The sequence below is a fragment of the Comamonas sp. GW821-FHT11H03 genome (assembly GCF_058807955.1).
This window is the reverse complement of record NZ_JBXARF010000005.1, coordinates 322,829-343,909: the sequence shown is the minus strand read 5'-3', so window position 1 is coordinate 343,909 and position 21,081 is coordinate 322,829. Positions and strand designations below refer to the sequence as shown.

Here is a 21,081-nt window from a genome sequence, read left to right as displayed (position 1 = left end):
GCAAAGCATTGATGAGTAAGCGCTAGCAGCATCTGTTTTCATAGCATGGGTATTCATCCGGAAGTGGCTGCCGAAGCATCCACCGCAGGCGATTTGGTACCTGGGCGCGTCACGGCACTGCCCATGGCTGCAGCCATGATGCAGGCAATGGCGGTCCACTGCGTGGACGTCAGGTTCTCGCTGAGCAGCAACATGCCCATCAGTGCTGCAATGGCCGGCTCGGTCGCCAGCGCGATGCCGAAGGTGGCAGGCGGCAGACGGCGCAGAGCCAGCATTTCCAGTGAGTAAGGCAAGGCACTGGAGATGGCCGCCACCATCAGCCCGAACAGCAGAATCGATGGCGTCAGCAACTTGACTCCAGCCTCGGCCACACCAAACGGCACCACCACCAAAGCCGCGCACAGCAAGCCCAGAGAGACGGCCTGGCCGCTGGGGATATGGCCCAGCCTGCGCCCCAGCACGATGTAGGAGGCCCAGCAGATGGCGGCTCCGAGCGCGCAGGCAATACCCACCGGTGACAGGTTAAGGCCCGAAGTACTGCTGCCCAGAGGAAGAATCAAGGCAAGGCCGACAACCGCCAGCGCCAGCCAGATAAAGTCCAGCGCGCGGCGTGAGTAGTAGATGGCCACGGCCAGTGGTCCTGAAAACTCGATGGCCACGGCCAGGCCAAACGGAATATCGCGCAGCGCCATGTAGAACATCAGATTCATGCCGCCCAGTGCCATGCCGAAAACCAGCAGAGCCAGTGCCTGCTGACGGTTGAGCGACCAGCGCCAGGGCCGCCAGACGCACACCAGAATCAACGCGGCAAAGCCCACTCGCAGTGCCGATGTACCCTGGGCACCAATCAAGGGAAACAGTTGCTTGGCCAGCGAAGTCCCCAGCCCGAGTGCAGTGACCGAGCCCAATACGGCCAATACGGGCCACCAATGATTCCAGCTGTTTTTTGACATAGGTAGGTACGATATTGCATGTCATCCGCGAAATTTGCTCGTTTTCAACCCTGAATCTGCAAGTTTCGCTCTCAACACATTCAAAACCATGCCTGCAGCCGACCTGGACTCCTTTGACCACGCGATTCTTGCCCTGCTCCAGCGTGACAACCTCATGCCGCAGCGCCTGATTGCGGAACACATCAGCCTCTCGGCCCCAGCCGTGCAGCGGCGCATCAAACGATTGCAGGAAACCGGGGTGATTGCCTCCAATGTGGCCGTGCTGGAGCCCATCAAAGTGGGCCGCACGCTGACGGCGGTCATCACCGTGCAACTGGTCAACGACAGGCCGGATCTGTCGCGCGGCTTCAGAGCACGGATAGCCGACGAAGCGGCTGTGCAGCAGTGCTTCTATGTGACAGGCGAAACCGACTACATCCTGGTCGTCACGGCAACCGACATGAATGATTACCAGGCCATCTGCAGACGCCTGTTCGAAGGTGACGAGAACATTCGCCGCTACAGCACCTCGATCGCGCTGGAGCGCATCAAGACAGGTCTGCAACTGCCGCTGTCAGTGCCATAAGGCAGTCCGGCAGTCCGGCTGTACGGCTGGAGCTGATCCCGCACGAGGGCAGCCATCTTCCATGGAGACTGGCACTGGCGCCACCGGAAACAAAATGCAACAATCACGTCATAAACCGAATCAGATTCTGCACACAAACAAAAGTCCACTCTTGAGGAAACACGATGAACACTTCTTCCGCTACCTCGCCCGATATGGCCACGCTGGTTGCCGATCGCACTCTGGACAAATATGCCAAGGACTACTTCCCCCGGCGCGAGCAGGTGACGATTGCCTTTCGTGGCGACATTGCCGAGCGGCACAACTACGACAAGATCCACCCGCTCTCCGAAGCCCAGCGTCACGGCAAGCATATTGTGGTGATCGAGGGCCAGAGCCAGAAGACCGGAGCCACAGGCCACTACCGCATTGAATGCAATAGCTGGAACCTCATCGAAGCCGTAGGCCTGTGGGAACAAGCCGCAGAGGCTTGAAACCCAATGCGGGAGTGTGGAAGAGCCAGCAATGAATGGCGCTGACGCAACTTGAGACTTAAATTTCCATTCCCAAAGCGCTGTTCGCCACCCACCAGGCCAGACACAGCATCATCACACCGGTGATGCCGTCCATGACGCGCCAGGCTCCGGGGCTGGCAAACAAGTGCTTGAGACGGTGCCCCGCCATCGCCAGCAGCACAAACCAGAGGCAGCTGGCCGAAACCGCTCCCATCACGTAGGACCAGCGGCCGGCACCCTCCTGCTGGGCGCCAATCGAGCCCATCAGCAACACCGTATCCAGGTACACATGGGGATTGAGCAAAGTGATGGCTGCCAGCGCAGCCAGCACGCTCATCATTCCGCGTGGAGCCGCCCTGCGCTCGCCGGCTTCCATGGCCGCATCCGGAGCCAGCCACATGCGCCGCAAGGCGAAAAGGCCATAGGCCAGCAAGAATGCGGCTCCGCCCAGCGTCAGATACTGGGCCAATGCCGGATAGCTGGCCAGCATCTGCGCCATGCCGGCCACCCCCAGCGCAACCAGCAGCCCGTCGCTGAGCACACACAGAGCCACGCAGGCCTTCACATGTTCACCCTGCACTGCCTGACGCAGCACATACAGGTTCTGGGCACCTATGGAAACGATGAGCGAAGCGCACACTGTAAAGCCTGCAATCCAGGCGGAATAAAAATTAGTTGTCATGTCCATGAGCCGCTGACTCCTCCAAACCGGCCCGGATTCTTGCTCTGCACACGGATTAAGTAAAATTACATTTACTCAACCCAATGAAGAATTTCTAATGTTTGACTACGCGGGGCTGGAGGCGCTTGCCGCCGTATTGCGCGAGGGAAGCTTCGAGCGTGCGGCGCGCAAACTGCATGTCACCCCCTCCGCCATCTCCCAGCGCATCAAGCTGCTCGAGGAACGCGTGGGGCAGGTGCTGGTGCTACGCGGCACGCCTTGCACCGGCACGGACGCTGGCCGACGCCTGTGCCTGCATGTGGAGCAGGTAGCGCTGCTGGAAAACGATCTGCGCCGCAAGAACCCTGAGCTGGTCCCCGAAGGACAGAGCGCCTTGCCCACGCTGAAGCTGGCAGTCAATGCCGACTCCCTGTCGACCTGGTTCATGGATGCCATGGCGGCCTTCACACAGGACGGCAACGAGTTGCTGGACATCAGCATTGACGACCAGGACCACACGGCCAAACGCATCAAGGAAGGCGAAGTCATGGCCGCCGTCACGGCCACGGGTTCGACAATTGCAGGCTGCAACACATGGCCGCTGGGCCGCATGCGCTATATCGCCGTGGCCAGCCCGGAGTTTGTGCAGCGTCACCTGGCCCAAGCCGAGTCAGACCGGGAGCTGGCTCAGATGCTGGCCAAAGCGCCAATGATGTACTACGGCCGCAAGGACAGCCTGCAGGACCAATGGCTGCACGGCCTGGGGCTGGACGGACGGCGCAACAATGCACGTCACTTTCTGCCCTCCAACCAGGGCTACACCCGTGCGGTGGAACTGGGCATGGGCTGGGGCATGCACCCGGTCCAGCTGATAACCCCACAGCTGGACAGTGGCGATCTGATGGAACTGCTTCCGGGCAGAGATCTCCACATCCCCATGTACTGGGCCCACACCCGCAATGCCCAGACCAGCCTGCAGCGACTGACCGACTGCATCATTCATGCCGCAGCTGCCTGGCTGGAGCCCATGCAGGACTAGCTCAGTCTGCAGCGGGCTTTTTCAGGCCGTAATAGAACACCCATGCGGCTGCCAGGTACAGCCAGGGATAAAGCGCCAGATAAGGGGCCAGGTGCAGATAGGCCGACCACCGGTCGACCGCGAAAAAGCTTGCATATCCCAAGGCCGCAAGCAATGCCCCGCTACCTGCCAGCAGGCCGGCATAGGCCAGCAAGGTGGCCATGCGCAAGCCCGCCCTGCCGCGACCGACCAGCTGCAACCGGCCCGAACGCAGCTGCGCGGGAACCTGATAGAGGCGAGCGAGTGCCATCAGGAAGACGATGGGCACCAGGAGCAGAGGCAGGACAAACATGTCTCGCAGCGCAATCAGGGGCGATGCTCGGACTCCATATGGCGCACGGCCGCCCTGGCCTGGGTGAGCATATGAAAGTCCAGAATGCGTGTCGCCATGATGGTCTCCCAGAGGAAGCAGCACAGCGCCAGCACAAAGGCCAGCACCCCCAGCAGGAAGCTGAAAACGGCATAGCCGTGGCCGCTGACGCCGTAGGCCTGGCCCACGAACAGCAGCACGATGGTCAGCCCTATGCACATGCCACACAGCGTCAGCAGCGCGATGGAGACGTTGGCCAGCCGCCCGCGCTCGCGCAGAAAATGCAGCTCCTTGAGATGGCGGGCGATCAGATCGTGATCATCCAGGGTGCGCAGGCTTTCCTCCAGCTTGCGAGCGCGATCAATGATGCGGGCCAGCCGCCCCGCTACGGAGCCAATCATGCCGGCCACGGCAGTCAGAAAAAAAACCGGCGCAACAGCGAGCTGAATGCTGTGGGTGACGGTCTGTGCGTCGATGGACCAGATGCTCATAGTGACCTCAAAATCAAGGGCTGTCTCAGCCTCTATTTTTATGCACAAATGTCAGCTCAGTTTTGACTGCGGCCACTCAAAAAACAGCCGCCGCCGAGTTTTCAGGCCGCTACGGCCTGTTTGAGCATCGGATATCGATCGCAGACAGCGTCGACACAGGGCATGAACTTCGTGCCTTGCAGCACCGACACGCGCCGAACGCGACGGCCGCCCCGTCTTTGCGCCTCGCCGCCTCAAAGGAATCGCCCAGATCACCGAAACGATGTCTGGATGCGCTGCTATATAATTTTTCGCTGAAACAAGTCTCGGCACTGCGGTGCCGCAGGCTTTTTCTCCATGCGACAGGTGCCCGGTGCTTCATCGGGTTAAACGGGAACAAGGTTCAAAACCTTGGCTGCCCCCGCAACGGTAAGCAGATCAAACCACTTCATGGCTTTTGCGCTTGCAGGAGTCCGTCACTGGTGTTCTACGTGGCCTCTTCGACGAGGCGCGCGACAACGCCGGGAAGGCGAAGTGACATGCCTTGCGCAATCTGCCAGCCCGGATACCGGCCTGTTGAGCGTTGACCGCCCGGGCCCAGCTCCGGCGGTCGGCATGTGCAACGAGCGTCTGCGGGGAGCAGCGTGACGGCAACAGGCTGCGAGGCCCGCCCTCCGCCCGATCTCGTCACCAGCATGCAGACCGTCTGCCTTGGCTGATGACAATGAGACACCTTGCACAGGCTTGCGCCTTGCGCCTTGGGCCTGCTGGCACCAGATCTTTTGCCGATTCCGCCGGCCCCCTGCCCCGCCCCGCCTGGAGCCCCACCCGGCTGCAGCCATGACCCAGCCGTTAACACAGATGTTCGTCCAGCAACGCCATCAGCTGAAGCTATGGCTGGCCATGTTGACGGCAGTGCTGCTGCTCTCTCTGACTCTGGCCATCACCTTGGGGCCGGTCCGGATCGCTCCCGGGCAAGCCTGGCAGATCACGGCTTATGAGCTGGGTCAGCGCCTGGGTCTGGACTGGCCTTCCGGAAATTGGAGCAGCGCCCAATACCAGATTGTCTGGCGCGTGCGCCTGCCGCGCGTATTGCTGGCTGCCCTGACCGGCGCAGGCCTTGCGCTGGTGGGCGTGGCCATGCAGGCCATGGTGCGCAATCCGCTGGCCGACCCCTATCTGCTGGGCATTTCATCCGGTGCGTCGGTCGGGGCCGTGAGCGTGCTGGCCTTCGGCGCACTGGCATTTGCCGGCGAGCTGGCCTTGCCGCTGGGAGCTTTCAGCGGTGCGCTGCTGGCCTGTGCGGCCGTGTACTTCCTGGCTCATGCCAATGGACGACTGCAGGCATCGCGGCTCATTCTGGGCGGCGTGGCCATTGCCTACTGCCTGGGTGGCGTCACCAGTCTGATTGTGCTGACGGCCGATCAGCGCGAGCTGGCCAATTCCGTGCTGACCTGGACCCTGGGCAGCCTGGCCGGAACCCGCTGGCAGGAGCTGGGCCTGCCGGCCGCCCTGCTGGCGGCGGGCGTGGCCCTGCTGCTGGCACAGGCCCGCTCGCTCAATGCGCTGCTGGCAGGCGAAGAGACCGCCGCCACGCTGGGGGTGGACACCACTCGCACCAGACGCTGGCTATTCGTTCTGGTCTCGATGGTGACGGGCGTGCTGGTGGCGCTGACGGGTCCGATCGGCTTTGTCGGCCTCATCGTGCCCCATGTCGCCCGCATGCTGGTCGGCTCCGAGCACCGGCGCGTGCTGCCTGTGGCCGCGCTCACAGGCGCCATTTTTCTGATCTGGGTCGATGTGTTCTCGCGCATCAGCTTTGCCCCCGCCGAAGTACCTGTGGGTGTCATCACCTCGCTGCTGGGCGGCCCCTTCTTTGTCTGGATGCTATGCCGCAAGAGCGTGCGGGAAAAGGGCAATCCGTGAGTTCCGCACCCAGCTCTTCCTGCCTGCTGGAAGCCAGCCGCCTGCATTGGCAGACGGCGGCCACGGCCATAGTCAAGGACATCAGCCTGCATATCCGGCATGGCGAACTGGTCGGCTTGCTCGGCCCCAATGGCAGCGGCAAGTCCACGCTGCTGCGCATGATCTACCGCATGCTCAGGCCTGCCAGCGGCGCGGTCTGCATAGACGGACACGACGTCTGGCAGCGCAGCGCCCGGGACAATGCCCGCGCCATGGCGATACTGACCCAGGAGAACGCCAGCGAGTTTGATCTGCGCGTCTGCGATGTGGTGCTCATGGGCCGCACGCCGCACCAAAGCTCTTTCGCCCGGGACAGCGAGCAGGACTTCCGCATCGTCGCCCAGTCCCTGGCTCAGGTCCGGGCCCAGTCGCTGGCACAGCGCATGTTCTCAACCCTGTCAGGGGGCGAGAAGCAGCGCGTGCTCATGGCCAGGGCACTGGCCCAGCAGACCAGGCTGCTGGTGCTGGACGAGCCCACCAACCATCTGGACGTACGCCACCAGTTCGAGCTGATGAACCTGGTCCGCAGCCTGGGCCTGACCACGCTGGCCGCGCTGCACGAGCTGCCACTGGCTGCCCACTACTGCGACCGCCTGTACCTGCTCAAGGCAGGAGAACTGGTGGCACAGGGCACACCTGCCCAGGTGCTGACTGCGCAGACCATTGCCGAAGTCTACGGAGTACGTGCCCAGGTACGCATCGCCGAGCGCAGCGGCAAACCGCTGATCGAGTTCATGCCGGACGAGTTGCTCTAAATCCCTCTGCGTTTCGCCCAGGGACTGATAAACTCTCGCGGCGCCTTGATGGCGCTTCGTTTCGGAAGGTGCTCGCTTGACTGCGAGTGAAACGGGAACAAGGTCTGATCGCAAGCTCAGGAAGCCTTGGCTGCCCCCGCAACGGTAAACAGGTCAACACACTCATGCGAGCGCATCAGCGCTCGCAGCCACTGGACATGATCCGGCCCCTCGCATCGCGACGGTCTGTATCTTCCGGGAAGGCGAGTTGTGAATTCAGCAATGAATTGCCTGCGAGCCCGGAGACCGGCCTGCCGATGACTCAACTCCGCCCCTTGGGGCGGTCTTTACGAAAACTGTCTGCGGGGTGCGGATAGCTGCTAGAAAGTGGATTGCGTCCTGCCTGAAAAAGGCGGACCTGTCTGCGGCACAGCTATCCCTTCAGGCAGTTTCGGCCTCGTGATATGTGCTCTCATCCACAAACATCTGCTGCTCTTCATTCCGTCCTCAACTCCAAGCCTCCGCTGCACCATCTAGGCAGCACTGCACTCAAGCTGCTCTTGCTCTGCCCCGCCGTCGGCATGGCCCAGCAGTCCCTGCCCGAAGTCACAGTGCGGGAAAACCGCCTGCCCTCGCATGAGTTGCAGACCAGCCAGCCGTCAGTCACGGCCTCCCATGTGAACGTACCCGTGCTGGATCTTCCGGCCAGCGTCAGCGGCGTGTCTTCGCTGCAGATCGACGAGCGTGCGGACTATCGGGTCTCCGACGCAGTCACGCGCACCGTGGGCCTGAGCACCTCGGGCACCCCTGGCAATGGCGGACTGTCTTTTTCAAGCCGCGGTTTCAATGGCGTGAACTCCATCGGCATTGCCGAGGACGGCATCATGCTGGGCGTGGCCTCGGGCACCGTCAACTATCCGGGCGACAGCTGGGGCTATGAGCGCATCGAAGTGCTGCGCGGCCCCGCATCGCTGATGTATGGCAGCGGCACCACAGGTGCCACCATGAATGCCATCCGCAAGCAGCCCAGCCGCGAGCGCTCCACCGAAGTGCTGCTGGGAGCAGGCAGCCACGGCAAGGCCTATGCCGGCATCGGCGCCAGTGGAGCACTGGGCGAGACCCTGAGTTACCGGCTCGATGCCTATGGCGACCGCACCGACGGCGAGCGCGAGCTGGGCAAGGCCAGCAGCGGCAAGCTGATGAGCGCACTGCGCTGGACTCCACGCAGCGATCTGACCGTGGACCTGAGCGCCGACATCAGCCAGCAAAAGCCCGAGCGCTATTTCGGTTCGCCCGTGATCGGCGGACAGATCGTCAAGGAGCTGCGCAACAAGAACTACAACGTGCTCGATGCCATCGACCAGTTCAAGGATCAGCGCTTCCGTGCCAAGGCCCAGTGGCGTGCCAGCGACGCGCTGACGGTGCGCAACGAGCTCTATCACTTCAAGTCCGATCGCCACTGGAAGAATATCGAGGCTTACGACTACCAGCCTGCCACCGGCCAGGTGGGGCGATCCGACTATCTGGAAATCGGCCACGATGTGCAGCAGACGGGCAATCGCATGGGGCTGGACCTCAAGGCCGCCAACCACCAAATCGCCATGGGCTGGGACCTCTCCAACGCCCAGTTCACCAGCACCAGCAACTCGCCCTACACCGGTCAGTCCACGGTTTCGGCCTTCAACCCGCAGCATGGCTATTGGGACAGCCCCGCTGCCTATCTGCCGCGCACGAACTCCAGTCTCCGCCAGAATGCGCTGTATCTTGAAGATGCCTGGAGGATCAGCGAGCAATGGCTGTTGATGGCCGGCATGCGCCGCGACTGGTATGCCTTCTCGCGCACCAATATTCAGGACGGATCGGGCTTTGACAAGCCCCTGAACGGCACCTCCTGGCGCCTGGGCCTGACTCACAAGTTCGATGCGCTCAGCAGCGCCTATGTGCAGACCAGTACCGGCCATGACCCCGTCACCAGCCTTCTGGCGATTGCGCAGTCGCAAACCGGCTTCAGCCTCAGCCAGGGCCGCCAGATCGAGGTCGGCTACAAGCAGCAACTGGCCGATGGGCGTGGCGAATGGACCGTGGCGGCCTATCGCATTGTCAAGGACGACATCATCACCCGTGACCCCGATCGCCCGGCACTGTCGGTTCAGGGCGGCAAGCAATCGTCCAAGGGGCTGGAGCTGACCGCTCTCGTCCATGCCAGCAAGACGCTTCGCCTCGAAGGCAATCTTGCCTATGTGGATGCAAAGTTCGACCGTCTTCTCGAAGGCAACAAGGGCGTGGACCGTGCAGGCAACCGGCCCAGCAACGTGCCGCGCGTGACCGCCAATCTCTGGGGCCACTACCGCACCGGCCCCTGGCAGGCATCGCTGGGCATGCGCTATGTGGGCGACCGCTTTGGTGACAACGCCAACACCGTTCGCATGCCTTCCTATGTGCTGACCGACGCCGTGCTGAGCTGGGATATGAACCCGCGCACCACCCTGCGCCTGGTGGGCCGCAACCTGACCAACCGCCTCTATGCCACCTATGCCTATAGCGGCAACCAGTGGCTGCTGGAACGCGGACGCAGCGTGGAACTGTCCGCACTGATGCGCTTCTGATGCTGACCAGGCCTATTGCCATGCAAGCTATCGGCTTGAATCGTCCCTGCGCCTGGGCGCTGCTGGCGGCATCGCTGCTGCTGGCCGGTTGCGGCAAAGCACCCGAGCCGCAGGCAGTTGCGGAGCCGACGCGCCAGCATCAGCCAGCGCTGGAGTTGCCGGTGTGCGGGCAGACCGTGCGCTACGACAAGGTTCCCCAGCGCGCCGTCACCCACGACGTCAACATCACCGAGAGCTTTCTCTATCTGGGCCTGGGCCGGCGCCTGGTCGGCTACTCGGGCATTCCCTCCAGCAAGGAGATCAGCCCCCAGCTCAAGCCCTGGCTGCAGCGCCTGCCCGATCTTTCGTCACAGGGCATGAACCTGGAGGTATTGCTGGGCGCCGAAGCCGACTTTGTCTTTGGCGGCTGGAGCTATGGCTTTCGCCAAGGTGCCGTCACCCCGGAGCGCCTGGCCAGCCACGGCATCGCCTCCTATGTGCTGTCCGAATCCTGCGTCCGTGTGCAAAAGCGCGAGCGCATCGCGCTGGACGATGCATTGCTGGATATGGAGAACATCAGCCGCATCTTTGGCGTCCTCCAGCGGACCCGGCCACGCATCGACAAACTGCGGGCCTCCCAGGCCCAACTGCGCCAGCAGATGCAAGGCAATCGCACACTGCCGCGCGTCTTTGTCTACGACAGCGGCCAGGAGATTCCCGTCACCGTCGGCCACTTCGGCATGCCGCAAGCCATGCTGGACGAAGCCGGTGCCAGCAATATCTTTGCAGACCTAGGCCAGAACTGGCAGCGCGGCAACTGGGAAGACGTGATCGAGCGCGACCCCGAGTGGATCGTGATCATTGACTACGGCCAGCCCGACGCCCAGGGCAAGATCGAATTTTTGCTACAAAAAAAGGAGCTGGAAGCGGTTTCTGCCATTCGCAATCGCCGGTTCTTCGTGATGAGCTATGCCGAAGCCACGCCCGGCCCGCGCAATATCGAAGCCGCGCAGCGCCTGGCCGCCGCCTTGCATCCCGAGCGCAAGATCCGCGTTCAGCGCGTGGAGTTTTCGACAGGAGAGCTGCCGTGAACAAGCATCTCCCCACCTCCCAACCTGCCGACCTCGAACAAGCTGCAGCGCCTTCGCTGGCCATCATCTTGCTCAGCCGAGGCGGCGCCTATACCGCAGGCCTGACGGAGATCGGGGACATGGCCTCGCGACTGGAGACGGCCATGACTGCTGCGGGCAGGCCCGTGCAGCAGGTGAGCACCGCCTATGTAGACCGCGCCCAGCCCACGCTGAACGAGGCGCTGGACCTGTGTGCCGGCGCCCGGACCATTTTGATCCTGCCCGTGATGGTGCCCGACGAGGCATCGCTGCGCCGCTGGCTGCACAAGCTCATCATGCGCTGGCGTGCAGCACGCGATTCCTCACGACCCTCACCGCGCCTGGTTTTTGGTCAGCCGCTGCTGCAGCTGCCCGGACTGACCGAGCTGCTGGCCCGGTCCGTGGAAGATGCACTGCGCCAGCCCGAGGTGCTGGGCGACGATCCATGGGAGCACGACCCCAAGGGCTGGTCGCTGGTACCCGAGCACCGGCATCATGTGCTGTGGTGCGTGGGCCCTCGCTGCGCTGCCAAGGGAGCGCTGCAGCTATGGCCCACGCTGACGCGCACGATACGCGAAACCCCGGGACTGAAAAACCAGCTGCAGCCGCTGCAAACAGGCTGCCAGTACCCCTGCAATCATGGCCCGCTGATGATCGTCTACCCCGACGGCGTCTGGTACGGTCCCATGGATGCCGACAGCATAGTGACCACCCTCAAGGACCATGTACTGCATGACCGCGTCAACGCGGAGCGCCGTGTCCACGGACCAGTCACCTTGAAGCGTCCCTGATTTCTCTTGCTTTCCTCTACCGGAGATAGATCCATGCAAACCACCAAGATCCCCGCCACCATCGTCACCGGCTTTCTAGGCAGCGGCAAGACCACGCTGATGCGCCATATCCTCGAGCAGGCCAAGGGTCTGCGAGTGGCGGTCATCGTCAACGAGTTCGGCGAACTGGGCATTGACGGCGAAATCCTCAAGACCTGTGCCATAGGTTGCAAGGAAGAAGGCGGCGCGGATGCGCAGTCGGGTCAGATCTACGAGCTGGCCAACGGCTGCATGTGCTGCACCGTGCAGGAAGAGTTCTTCCCCGTCATGAAGGCCCTGGCCGAGCGCCGCGCCGACATCGATGTGCTGCTGATCGAAACCAGTGGCCTGGCCTTGCCCAAGCCCCTGGTCCAGGCCTTCCAGTGGCCCGATATTGCCAATGTCTTCACCGTCGATTCCGTGGTCACCGTGGTCGACACGCCCGCTGCGGCCGCCGGCCAGTTCGCCCACGACCCGCATGCCGTCGATGAACAGCGTCAGGCCGACCCCAATCTGGACCACGACGCCAGCCTGCATGAGCTGTTCGAGGATCAGCTCTCGGCCGCCGATCTGGTGGTGCTGTCCAAGGCCGATCTGGTCACGGCCGAACAACTCGGCCAGGTGCGTGCCCTGGTGGCAGAAGAAATACCTGCCAGTGTGAAGATGATCGAAGCCGTGCAGGGCCAGGTGCCCCTGAACGTGCTGCTGGGCCAGCATCGCGCCGCGGAGCAGTCGATCGACGACAAGCACAGCCACCACGACCATGACGAAGACCATGACCACGATGCCTTCGACTCCCTGCACCTCGACCTGGGTGCCGTGGACCGCGAGCGCCTGATGCAGGCCTTGCAGTCCATCGTGGAGCAACATGGCGTGCTGCGCGTCAAGGGCTTTGCCGCTCTGCCGGGCAAGAAGATGCGTCTGCTGGTGCAGGGCGTGGGCCGCCGTTTTGATGCCTATTTCGACCGTGCCTGGGCCGACGGCGAAGCTGCGGCCACGCGCCTGGTGTTCATCGGCAAGCAACTGGACGCCACCGTGCTGCGTCAGGCCTTGCTGGGCGCACAGGCATAAAGAACAAGCAAAATCAGCCCCAATCGCTTTACTGGAAAGCGGATAAAGCTATCTTTTTTAATCATGCACCTGCTCAGCACCCGCCCTGGCGGCTTTGTCGAAGACGACAGCATCATCACCCGTCTGGACCAGACGCCTGCCGACATGGTGGTGCTCAGCTCTGCCGACACCACGCTGTCGCTGCTGGCCGATGCCTACCGGATGTGGCTGCAGGCCGAGCCCCAGACCACTGGGTCCGTGCCCACGCTGCGGCTGGCCAACCTGCTGCATCTGCGCCAGAGCGCCTCGCTCGATCTGTATATCGACGAGGTGCTGCAGCATGCCAGGCTGGTCATCGTCGACCATCTGGGGGCTGAATCCACCTGGCCTTATGGCATCGAGCAGCTGCAAAAGCTGGCGCGCCGCAAGGGCCAGAAACTGGTCATGTTCTCGGGCGACAACCAGGAAGACCTGGAGCTGCTGGCTAAGGGAACGCTGGCACCCGAGCAAAGCCGAGCGCTGTGGCAATATCTGCGCGCCGGCGGCCTGAGCAATGCCCGCGAGTTCCTGCGCATGGCTGCTGCCTGGGGCCTGAACCAGGGCCGCGAGGGAGCGCCCGTGCGGGTGCTCCCTCCCGTGGCCGTGCATGTGCCTCAAAGCTGGCTGGCTGACGATGCTGGGCATCTTGCGGGCTTCGACGACCTGCAGGCACGCTGGACCCCCGGAGCACCGGTAGCCATGCTGGTGTTCTACCGCTCGCACCTGCTGGCGGCCAATACCGAGGCCTTCGATGCCATGGCCGAGGCCCTGCTCGCGCGCGGCCTGAACCCGCTGCCGCTGGCCCTGGAGTCGCTCAAGGACGGGCTGTGCCTGCAGACGCTGCGCTCCCTGTGCATCACCCACCAGGTGCAGATCATTCTCAACACCACGGCGTTTGCGGCCCTCGGAGAACATGCGCGCACCGGCGAGGCGGCAGATGCGCTGGCGGGCGACATCCCGGTGTTGCAGGTGATTGCCAGCGGCAGCAACCGCGAAGACTGGCTGGCCGACAGCCAGGGCCTGCGCCCACGCGACATTGCCATGCAGGTGGTACTGCCCGAGATGGACGGCCGCATCATGACGCGCGCCATGAGCTTCAAGGGCCTGGCCCATCGCTGCGAGCTGACGCAGACCGATGTGATCAGCTACCAGGCCGAGCCCGACCGCGTCGCCTGGATTGCCGAGCTGGCCTGGCGCTGGTGCCGGCTGCGCAGCAAGCCTGCGGCTCAGAAGAAAGCCGCGCTGATACTGGCCAACTACCCGGGCAGCGAGGCACGCATGGGCAGCGGCGTGGGCCTAGATACGCCGGAATCCGTCATCGCCCTGCTGGATCAGTTGGCACGTGACGGCTGGCAGCTGGGGGATGCTGCCGCGCGGCCCGACTGCGGCCTGGCACTGATGGAACGGCTGCAGCAAGGCATTGCCAATGACCCCAAAAAATGGCCGCTGCGCCCTGCAAGCCAGGGCTATTCGCTTCAGGCCTATCACCAGCGCTTGGCACAGCTGCCCGGCGATATGGCCCAGACCATAGCCGAGCGCTGGGGTCCGCCCGAGCAAGACCCCATGCTGCGCGATGGCTGGTTCATGATTGCCGGCCTGCAGCTGGGCCATGTCTTCGTGGGCATACAGCCCGCGCGCGCTCTCGACGGGCGCAATGACTACGCGAGCTATCACGACGCCGAGCTGGTGCCGCCCCATCACTATCTGGCGTTCTACTTCTGGCTGCGCGATGTGTTCGGCGTGGACGCCATGGTCCATGTGGGCAAGCATGGCAATCTGGAATGGCTGCCGGGCAAGAGCCTCGCGCTGTCGCAGCAATGCTGGCCCGATGCCATTCTCGGACCGCTGCCGCATGTCTATCCCTTCATCGTCAACGACCCCGGCGAAGGGGCGCAGGCCAAGCGCCGCAGCCAAGCCGTCATCATCGACCATCTAATGCCGCCGCTCACGCGCGCCGAAAACCACGGCCCCATGCAGGAACTGGAACGCCTGGTGGACGAATACTACGAAGCCCTGCTGGTCGACCTGCGCCGCTCCAGCCTGCTGCGCAAACAGATTCTGGACTGCGCCAGACAGCAGGATCTGCTGCGCGAGCTAGGCCTTGAAGCTGCGGGCGCGCAACCCGATGCCGACGAGCAGTTGCTGGAACGCATCGATGCCTATCTGTGCGAACTCAAGGAAACCCAGATTCGCGACGGTCTGCATATCTTCGGCCGCTCGCCACAGGGCCAGCTGCGCGAATCCACCCTGCTCTCGCTGGCGCGCTATCCGGGCAGTGGCGGTGACGAGCAGGGCCTGCTCAACGCGCTGACCGCCGACCTGCTGCCGGAGATGGACTGGAACCCGCTGGATATGGATGCCGCCGCCCCCTGGAATGGCCCACGCCCGGCCGCGCTGCAGCAGCAGGATGCCGACACCTGGCGCCATGGCGGCGACACGCGCGAGCGGCTCGAGCTGCTGGCCCTGCAGGTCATTGCCCGGCCCGAGCTGGCCCGCGACTGGCCGCACACACTACAAGAGCTGACGCGCATAGAGCAGCAGATTGCACCGTCACTGGATGCCTGCGGCCCCCAGGAGCTGCTGCAGTTCTCGCGCGCGCTGCAAGGATGCTTCGTGCCACCCGGGCCCAGCGGCTCGCCCTCGCGCGGGCGCTGCGACACCCTGCCTACGGGGCGCAACTTCTATACCGTGGACACCCGCGCCATCCCCACCCAGACCGCCTGGGCGCTGGGGCAGCAGTCCGCACAGCGCCTTCTGGAGCGCTATCTGCAGGAGCATGGCGAATATCCGCAGGCCATCGGTCTTTCCGTCTGGGGAACGGCCACCATGCGTACCGGCGGCGACGATATCGCCCAGGCCTTTGCCCTGATAGGGGTTCGCCCGAAATGGGCGGCCGGCAGCCAGCGCGTGACAGACTTTGAAGTCATTCCCGCCGTGGGGCTGCGTCGCCCGCGCGTCGACGTGACGCTGCGCATCAGCGGCTTCTTCCGCGATGCCTTCCCCAATGTCGTGCAGATGTTCGATGCCGCGGTGCGCGCCGTGGCCGAACTGGATGAGGACGCCGAGGACAATCCCATCCGCGCGCGCGTGCAGAGCGATCTGCTGACAGGTCTGGACCAGGGCCTGGCTGCCGATGCGGCCCACGAACAAGCCCTGTGGCGTGTCTTCGGTGCGCCCACCGGCAGCTATGGAGCCAGCATGCATGAGATGCTGCGTACCGGCCAGTGGACCGATGCGGGCGACTTTGCACGCCACTACCTGCACTGGGGTGCCTATGCCTACGGCCAGCAGGCCGATGGTGTGCCGGCCCGCGCCGCGCTGGAGCGGCGTCTGCAGGCACTCGATGTGGTGCTGCAGAACCAGGACAGCCGCGAGCATGACCTGCTGGACTCCAGCGAGTACTACCAGCATCAGGGCGGCATGGTGGCGGCCGTACGCCATCTGGGCGGCGGTGAGCCTGCCGTCTATCATGGCGACCATGGCAATCCTCAGTCTGCCAAGATTCGCTCCCTGGCCGAGGAGATCGGCCGCGTGGTGCGCGCCCGCGTCACCAACCCCAAGTGGATTGCGGGTGCCATGCGCCACGGCTACAAGGGCGCATTCGAGATGGCAGCCACGGTGGACTATCTGTTCGGCTTCGATGCCACCACCGCGCTGGTCTCGGACCAGCATTACGCCATGGTCACCCAGGCCTATGTCGAAGACGAGAACGTGCGCCAGTTTCTGCGCCAGCACAATCCACAAGCGCTAGGCGATATCGTCTCGCGCCTGCTGGAAGCCATAGACCGCAGCATGTGGGAGCAGCCTGGCGAACATCACCAGAGCCTGCTAGCCCAGATGCTGGAGCACGAAGAATTCATGGAAGGACAGGTTTCCCAATGAGCCCCAAGCACGACGCGCCCCCGGTATTTCCGCTCTCGGCCATACAGGGACAGCCCGCTCTCATACAGGCCCTGCTGCTGGCCGCGATCGAGCCGCAACTGGGCGGCGTGCTGATCCGGGGGCCGCGCGGCACCGCCAAGTCCACGGCCGCACGCTCGCTTGCGGACCTGCTGGCGCCTGCGCCCTTCGTCACCCTGCCGCTGGGCGCAGCCATCGAGCATGTGACCGGAAGCCTGGACCTGTCCAAAGCTCTGGCGGGCCATGAAGTGGCTTTCGCGCCAGGCCTGATCGCCAAGGCACACGAAGGGGTTCTCTATGTCGATGAGATCAATCTGCTGCCCGATGCCATCGTCGATGTGCTGCTTGATGTGGCTGCGTCCGGCATCAATCGCATAGAGCGCGACGGTATATCGCACAGCCATGCCGCACGCTTTGTGCTGGTCGGCACCATGAACCCCGAGGAAGGCATGCTGCGCCCGCAGTTGCTGGACCGCCTGGGCCTGTGTGTGCAATTGGACAATGCCCAGGATCCGCAGCTGCGCAGCAGCATCGTCAAGGCCAGACTGCGCTTTGACCTGGACCCCCAGGGCTTTGTGCAGTCCCATGCGGCCCGACAGCAGGAGATTCATCAACGGCTGGCGCAGGCCCGCAGCCGTTGCCGCAATCCCTCGGAGCTGGCATGGAGCGATGCCGTCCACGAGGCCGTGGCCCTGCAGTGCATTGCCGCCCAGGTCGACGGGCTGCGCGCCGACCTGGTCATGCTGCGTGCTGCACGCGCCCTGGCGGCCTGGCAAGGCAGTCACAGCATCACGCCAGCCCATGTGGCCGAAGTCGCGCCACTGGTGCTGCAGCATCGCACCAGCCAGTCACACCCGGACAGCGCCAGCCAGCTGCGACGCCCCCCCCCAGCCACGCCTTCCGCCCAGCCGCCAGCAACGCCTGCCACACCGTCGGGCACGGGCAGCGCAGGCCGCACAGAGCCTGATACCCAGGCGCCAGCCTCTCAATCACCGGCCACCCGCGGGCCCGATGCCACGAGCTCTTTGCCTCAAGATGCTGCCACGGGCCTCGAACAGCCGCCTGCCGGCTGGGGTCAGGCTCAAGCCGTGAACAGCGTCGCATTTGAGGCTCAACAGGCCGACGCCATGGCACAGGCAGCCCTGGAGGCCCTGGCCGCAAAAAAAGCCCGAGCCTCCGGTCCGCTGCGCTGAGCGCTGGCCGGGGGCAAGTCGGCTCCGAAAACCATGGCCTCGCCCTGGCCAGCCATGCTGGACCCAGCATCCACAGGATGCCAGGGGCGAGCATTGACTGGGCCGCCACCCTTCGCCAGCGCCAGGGGCTGCCGCTGGCCCCCGCACATCTGCGCTGGCGCCGGCCCGAGGGAGCTGTGCGCAGGCAACACCTGTTCCTTCTGGACTGCTCGGCCTCGATGGTGGAGAGCGGCGCGTTCGCCCAGGCCAAGGGCCTGTTGCTTCAGTGGCTGCGCCAGGCCTATCTGCAGCGCGAATCCGTGGCCCTGCTGTGCTTCGGCGCAGGCCGGCTGCACTGGCTGCTGGAGCCCACGCGGGCACCACGCTGGAATGCCGATCTGATCGAGCCGCTGCGCGGTGGTGGCAGCACGCCGCTGGCCCTGGCCATGGAGTCAGGCTGGCAGATGGCAGCCAGATACTCTCGGCAACCATCCTGCCTGTGGCTGCTCAGCGACTTCCGCAGCCCCGATGTGCTGCAGCTGGAGCGCGGCCCCACTCCTACGGTGGCACAGATTCTGGTGGACTGTGAAACCGCTGCGGGCCAGAACAAGCGTCTGTTTGGTGGTGCTGAGCGGCTGGCAAAGGCTTGGCCGGATACTCTGCGACTGCCGCTGAAATTTACCCAACAGAAGACCTCCATCACTTAACAGGAAAGCGTTAGTAGCTATCTATTTTGATAGTCGCCTGACAGGGCATCACGCCGGCTCGCAGGTCCACCTAATCGATATCCGGTCGCGGCACAGGCGGTAGGAATGCGGCTGCCAGGCCGATGAATTGAGCCGAGTGCACCAGGTTATCGCGTAAGATCGCGCCACCACAGGTGCCTCATGGCGTGCTCTGCGCGCGGAGGTGAAACGAGAAGCAGGTGGATGGAATCCCCATCAATCCTGCACTGCACCCGCAACGGTAATCAGAGATATGGCGATGCATGCTCTGGCCCACGGCCATGGCCGCCACTGCGAAAGCGGGAAGGCGCATCGACATGCCACCCTCAGGTGGGCTCTGTAAGTCCGGAGACCGGCCTGATGTGTACAAGGCGCAGCGGGATTGCATGTGGCTTGTGATATGCCGGCGCCTGCGTGCGGCTCATCACCTCTTCACTTCCCTCTGCACATTTCGCTTGTCTGGCCCGGGTATCGGCCAAACCGACCGTGGATGACCTATGTTGCATGGAATTTGCCAGTCAGATTTGTCTCAGCCGGCCGGCCGTGCCCTGGCCTCGTCGCCTGGAGCAGCGCTTGTCCAGCCTTGAGCCCATCCAGATTCGCGGCTGGTGCCCCAGCACCTGGAAGCCCATGCAGGCACAGGACGGCTGGATCGTTCGCGTGCGCCCTCGCTGCGCGTCTCTCAGCGCCGCTCAGTGGCTGGTACTGGCCGAACTCTCACGCGCCCATGCCTCGGGCCAGATCGAGCTGACCCGCCTTGGCAATCTGCAATTGCGCGGCGTGCGCGAATCGGCCCTGCCTGCCCTGCGCGCAGCGCTCGTTGCCTCCAGACTGGCCCCTGCCGATGAACAGACAGATCTGGCGCCTGCCGTGCATTGCACGCCTTTCTACGCCAGAGGAGATCGCACCCATGCGCTGGCTCTGGCGCTTTCCCTGGCAGCGGCGCGTGATCTGAGTCCCCTGGCCCTGCAGCAGCAGGACATGCCGGCCCTGCCCGGAAAATTCGACATGCTGGTCGACGATCCTCAGTGCCATCTCCAAAGCCTGAGCTCCGACCTTCAGCTTTGGGCCTGCGCCGATGGCCGCTATGGGCTTGCGCTGGGCCAGTCAGCAGACTGGTACGGTTTTGAGAACGCACCGGCGGCCGTCCAGGCCGCCATACGGATTGCCCTGTGGTTTGCCCGTGAGCGCAGCGCGCAGGCGGCAGGCAGATTGCGCGCCCTTGCAACGCCGATCGACCTTCAGGCCTGCGGGCTCGCCAGGGCCAGTCATCACCTTGAGCCCCGCTCTCCGAACAATAGTGCTTCCAGGCCGTTGCGGCCCGGGGCACTCAACCCTCACGGCCTGCTGCTGGGCGCCCCGCTGGGGCGACTGGACGCATGGGCCATACAGAAGCTGGCGGCTCTCATACCCGAACAGGCGGAGATCCGGGTCACGCCCTGGAAATCTTTGCTTCTGCCGAAAAAGCACCTGGATTCACTGCCTGCCCGGCTGGATGCCAAGGACTGGATCAGCCAGCCTACGGATGTGCGCCTGCGGGTCTCGGCCTGCACCGGCGCTCCCAACTGCCCTCAGGCCCATATCCCGGCCCAGCCCATGGCCTTGCAATTCGCCAGCTCACAGGCGGCGGACCGGCATCTTCACATCAGCGGCTGCGCCAAGCTCTGTGCCCTGCCTGCCGATGCAACAAATGTGGTGTTTGCCAGCCAGGACACAGCGGGCCAGATATGGTTGCACGCCAGCCCCGCCGAGGCGCAACCGTCGGTCCGGGCATCCATTCCCTATCGGCCTCTGAACTCCGATCCTCACGAGATACAGCAACAACTCAATGACCTACAACTATGAAAAGTGCGGTGAAGAGATTTACCGGCAATCGTTCAGCATCATCCGCCGTGAGGCCGATCTCAAGCGCTTCAACCCCGTGGAAGAGCGGGTCGCCTGCCGCATGATTCACGCAGCCGGCATGGTGGAGCTGGCCTCACATATCCATTTTTCCCCGACCTTTGCCGAAGCAGCGGAAGCCGCGCTGCATCGCGGAGCATCCGTGCTCTGCGATGCACGCATGGTCAGCGAGGGCATCACGCGCAAGCGCCTGTCGGCTCAGAACCCCATCATCTGCACCCTGCAGGACCCCCGTGTGCCGGCGCTGGCCGCCGATATGGGCAACACCCGCAGCGCCGCAGCACTGGAGCTATGGCGCGAGCATCTGGACGGCGCCGTGGTCGCCATCGGCAATGCGCCAACGGCCCTGTTTCATCTGCTCCATATGCTGCAGGACCCCGGCTGTCCGCGCCCGGCCGCCATCGTCGGCTGCCCAGTCGGCTTTGTGGGAGCAGCGGAGTCCAAGGACGCGCTGCGCGAATGGGGACAGATTCCGTTTGCCGTCGTGCAAGGTCGTCTCGGCGGCTCCGCCATCACGGTTGCCGCCATCAACGCGCTGGCAACCACGGTGGAGTAGGAAG

At 63.9% G+C, this 21,081-nt stretch carries 18 protein-coding genes and 3 riboswitches; of the genes, 14 read left to right on the top strand and 4 right to left on the bottom strand.

Annotated features, from left to right (window positions below):
- Positions 1 to 53 precede the first annotated feature (53 nt).
- Complete coding sequence (locus AC1RTQ_RS13995) at positions 54 to 953, bottom strand: EamA family transporter (protein WP_409816487.1); 900 nt, start codon at positions 951 to 953, stop codon at positions 54 to 56.
- An 88-nt stretch (positions 954 to 1,041) separates the two neighbouring features.
- Between AC1RTQ_RS13995 and AC1RTQ_RS13990 the strand changes: the two genes are divergently transcribed.
- Together AC1RTQ_RS13990 and AC1RTQ_RS13985 are read left to right on the top strand one after the other, a co-directional pair.
- The gene (locus AC1RTQ_RS13990) at positions 1,042 to 1,518 is read left to right on the top strand and encodes an Lrp/AsnC family transcriptional regulator (protein WP_302091158.1); all 477 of its coding nucleotides are present in this window, start codon (positions 1,042 to 1,044) and stop codon (positions 1,516 to 1,518) included.
- Positions 1,519 to 1,682: 164 nt separating this feature from the next.
- Positions 1,683 to 1,991, top strand: a complete 309-nt coding sequence (locus AC1RTQ_RS13985) for a hypothetical protein (RefSeq protein WP_492876554.1) — start codon at positions 1,683 to 1,685, stop codon at positions 1,989 to 1,991.
- A 58-nt stretch (positions 1,992 to 2,049) separates the two neighbouring features.
- Here the strand turns inward: AC1RTQ_RS13985 and AC1RTQ_RS13980 are convergent, their stop codons facing one another.
- Positions 2,050 to 2,700: a LysE/ArgO family amino acid transporter gene (locus AC1RTQ_RS13980; protein WP_492876552.1), complete on the bottom strand. Its 651-nt coding sequence runs from the start codon at positions 2,698 to 2,700 to the stop codon at positions 2,050 to 2,052.
- 91 nt (positions 2,701 to 2,791) lie between these two features.
- Between AC1RTQ_RS13980 and AC1RTQ_RS13975 the strand changes: the two genes are divergently transcribed.
- A complete protein-coding gene (locus AC1RTQ_RS13975) occupies positions 2,792 to 3,712 on the top strand; it encodes an HTH-type transcriptional regulator ArgP (RefSeq protein ID WP_409816497.1) in 921 nt (306 codons plus the stop codon).
- Between the two features lies 1 nt (position 3,713).
- Here the strand turns inward: AC1RTQ_RS13975 and AC1RTQ_RS13970 are convergent, their stop codons facing one another.
- Together AC1RTQ_RS13970 and AC1RTQ_RS13965 are read right to left on the bottom strand one after the other, a co-directional pair.
- Positions 3,714 to 4,043 carry a hypothetical protein gene (locus AC1RTQ_RS13970; protein WP_492876550.1) on the bottom strand — a complete coding sequence of 110 codons (330 nt, stop codon included), beginning with the start codon at positions 4,041 to 4,043 and terminating at the stop codon, positions 3,714 to 3,716.
- 14 nt (positions 4,044 to 4,057) lie between these two features.
- Positions 4,058 to 4,552: a DUF2721 domain-containing protein gene (locus AC1RTQ_RS13965; RefSeq protein WP_302091163.1), complete on the bottom strand. Its 495-nt coding sequence runs from the start codon at positions 4,550 to 4,552 to the stop codon at positions 4,058 to 4,060.
- Between the two features lie 326 nt (positions 4,553 to 4,878).
- Positions 4,879 to 5,122: riboswitch (cobalamin riboswitch) on the top strand.
- Between the two features lie 270 nt (positions 5,123 to 5,392).
- On the opposite strand from AC1RTQ_RS13965, the gene AC1RTQ_RS13960 reads away from it, so the two are divergent.
- The 11 genes from AC1RTQ_RS13960 to AC1RTQ_RS13910 all read left to right on the top strand — a co-directional run bounded on the left by AC1RTQ_RS13960 (position 5,393) and on the right by AC1RTQ_RS13910 (position 21,077).
- Entirely contained in the window at positions 5,393 to 6,457 is a 1,065-nt protein-coding gene (locus AC1RTQ_RS13960) for a FecCD family ABC transporter permease (protein WP_492876674.1), read from the top strand.
- The gene (locus AC1RTQ_RS13955; RefSeq protein WP_492876548.1) at positions 6,421 to 7,251 is read left to right on the top strand and encodes an ABC transporter ATP-binding protein; all 831 of its coding nucleotides are present in this window, start codon (positions 6,421 to 6,423) and stop codon (positions 7,249 to 7,251) included. Before AC1RTQ_RS13960 ends, AC1RTQ_RS13955 begins: the two co-directional genes overlap by 37 nt.
- Before the next feature lie 49 nt (positions 7,252 to 7,300).
- Positions 7,301 to 7,559, top strand: a riboswitch (cobalamin riboswitch).
- Positions 7,560 to 7,811: 252 nt separating this feature from the next.
- On the top strand, positions 7,812 to 9,836 hold the full coding sequence (locus tag AC1RTQ_RS13950; protein ID WP_492876546.1) for a TonB-dependent receptor: 2,025 nt from the start codon (positions 7,812 to 7,814) through the stop codon (positions 9,834 to 9,836).
- A gap of 20 nt (positions 9,837 to 9,856) precedes the next feature.
- Positions 9,857 to 10,906, top strand: coding sequence for an ABC transporter substrate-binding protein (locus AC1RTQ_RS13945; RefSeq protein ID WP_492876544.1), 1,050 nt, complete (start codon positions 9,857 to 9,859; stop codon positions 10,904 to 10,906).
- On the top strand, positions 10,903 to 11,715 hold the full coding sequence (locus tag AC1RTQ_RS13940) for a (2Fe-2S) ferredoxin domain-containing protein (protein ID WP_492876542.1): 813 nt from the start codon (positions 10,903 to 10,905) through the stop codon (positions 11,713 to 11,715). Before AC1RTQ_RS13945 ends, AC1RTQ_RS13940 begins: the two co-directional genes overlap by 4 nt.
- A gap of 33 nt (positions 11,716 to 11,748) precedes the next feature.
- Entirely contained in the window at positions 11,749 to 12,804 is a 1,056-nt protein-coding gene (gene cobW / locus AC1RTQ_RS13935; RefSeq protein ID WP_304350333.1) for a cobalamin biosynthesis protein CobW, read from the top strand.
- 63 nt (positions 12,805 to 12,867) lie between these two features.
- On the top strand, positions 12,868 to 16,704 hold the full coding sequence (cobN, locus tag AC1RTQ_RS13930; RefSeq protein ID WP_492876540.1) for a cobaltochelatase subunit CobN: 3,837 nt from the start codon (positions 12,868 to 12,870) through the stop codon (positions 16,702 to 16,704).
- The gene (locus tag AC1RTQ_RS13925; RefSeq protein ID WP_492876538.1) at positions 16,701 to 17,915 is read left to right on the top strand and encodes a magnesium chelatase ATPase subunit I; all 1,215 of its coding nucleotides are present in this window, start codon (positions 16,701 to 16,703) and stop codon (positions 17,913 to 17,915) included. The genes cobN and AC1RTQ_RS13925 overlap by 4 nt, the downstream gene beginning before the upstream one ends.
- 77 nt (positions 17,916 to 17,992) lie before the next feature.
- Positions 17,993 to 18,601 (top strand): vWA domain-containing protein, encoded by a 609-nt coding sequence (locus AC1RTQ_RS13920; RefSeq protein ID WP_492876536.1) that lies wholly within the window; start codon positions 17,993 to 17,995, stop codon positions 18,599 to 18,601.
- Between the two features lie 154 nt (positions 18,602 to 18,755).
- Positions 18,756 to 18,994: riboswitch (cobalamin riboswitch) on the top strand.
- Positions 18,995 to 19,123: 129 nt separating this feature from the next.
- Entirely contained in the window at positions 19,124 to 20,464 is a 1,341-nt protein-coding gene (locus tag AC1RTQ_RS13915) for a ferredoxin-like domain-containing protein (RefSeq protein WP_492876534.1), read from the top strand.
- A complete protein-coding gene (locus AC1RTQ_RS13910; protein ID WP_492876532.1) occupies positions 20,448 to 21,077 on the top strand; it encodes a precorrin-8X methylmutase in 630 nt (209 codons plus the stop codon). The genes AC1RTQ_RS13915 and AC1RTQ_RS13910 overlap by 17 nt, the downstream gene beginning before the upstream one ends.
- Positions 21,078 to 21,081 lie beyond the last annotated feature (4 nt).

Excerpts from the sequence above, each read along its gene's own strand:
- AC1RTQ_RS13995 (WP_409816487.1), bottom strand. The coding sequence starts at position 953 with ATGTCAAAAAACAGCTGGAATCATTGGTGGCCCGTATTGGCCGTATTG.
- AC1RTQ_RS13990 (WP_302091158.1), top strand. The coding sequence starts at position 1,042 with ATGCCTGCAGCCGACCTGGACTCCTTTGACCACGCGATTCTTGCCCTG.
- AC1RTQ_RS13985 (WP_492876554.1), top strand. The coding sequence starts at position 1,683 with ATGAACACTTCTTCCGCTACCTCGCCCGATATGGCCACGCTGGTTGCC.
- AC1RTQ_RS13980 (WP_492876552.1), bottom strand. The coding sequence starts at position 2,700 with ATGGACATGACAACTAATTTTTATTCCGCCTGGATTGCAGGCTTTACA.
- AC1RTQ_RS13975 (WP_409816497.1), top strand. The coding sequence starts at position 2,792 with ATGTTTGACTACGCGGGGCTGGAGGCGCTTGCCGCCGTATTGCGCGAG.
- AC1RTQ_RS13970 (WP_492876550.1), bottom strand. The coding sequence starts at position 4,043 with ATGTTTGTCCTGCCTCTGCTCCTGGTGCCCATCGTCTTCCTGATGGCA.
- AC1RTQ_RS13965 (WP_302091163.1), bottom strand. The coding sequence starts at position 4,552 with ATGAGCATCTGGTCCATCGACGCACAGACCGTCACCCACAGCATTCAG.
- AC1RTQ_RS13960 (WP_492876674.1), top strand. The coding sequence starts at position 5,393 with ATGTTCGTCCAGCAACGCCATCAGCTGAAGCTATGGCTGGCCATGTTG.
- AC1RTQ_RS13955 (WP_492876548.1), top strand. The coding sequence starts at position 6,421 with ATGCCGCAAGAGCGTGCGGGAAAAGGGCAATCCGTGAGTTCCGCACCC.
- AC1RTQ_RS13950 (WP_492876546.1), top strand. The coding sequence starts at position 7,812 with ATGGCCCAGCAGTCCCTGCCCGAAGTCACAGTGCGGGAAAACCGCCTG.
- AC1RTQ_RS13945 (WP_492876544.1), top strand. The coding sequence starts at position 9,857 with ATGCAAGCTATCGGCTTGAATCGTCCCTGCGCCTGGGCGCTGCTGGCG.
- cobW (WP_304350333.1), top strand. The coding sequence starts at position 11,749 with ATGCAAACCACCAAGATCCCCGCCACCATCGTCACCGGCTTTCTAGGC.
- cobN (WP_492876540.1), top strand. The coding sequence starts at position 12,868 with ATGCACCTGCTCAGCACCCGCCCTGGCGGCTTTGTCGAAGACGACAGC.
- AC1RTQ_RS13925 (WP_492876538.1), top strand. The coding sequence starts at position 16,701 with ATGAGCCCCAAGCACGACGCGCCCCCGGTATTTCCGCTCTCGGCCATA.
- AC1RTQ_RS13920 (WP_492876536.1), top strand. The coding sequence starts at position 17,993 with ATGCCAGGGGCGAGCATTGACTGGGCCGCCACCCTTCGCCAGCGCCAG.
- AC1RTQ_RS13915 (WP_492876534.1), top strand. The coding sequence starts at position 19,124 with ATGGAATTTGCCAGTCAGATTTGTCTCAGCCGGCCGGCCGTGCCCTGG.
- AC1RTQ_RS13910 (WP_492876532.1), top strand. The coding sequence starts at position 20,448 with ATGACCTACAACTATGAAAAGTGCGGTGAAGAGATTTACCGGCAATCG.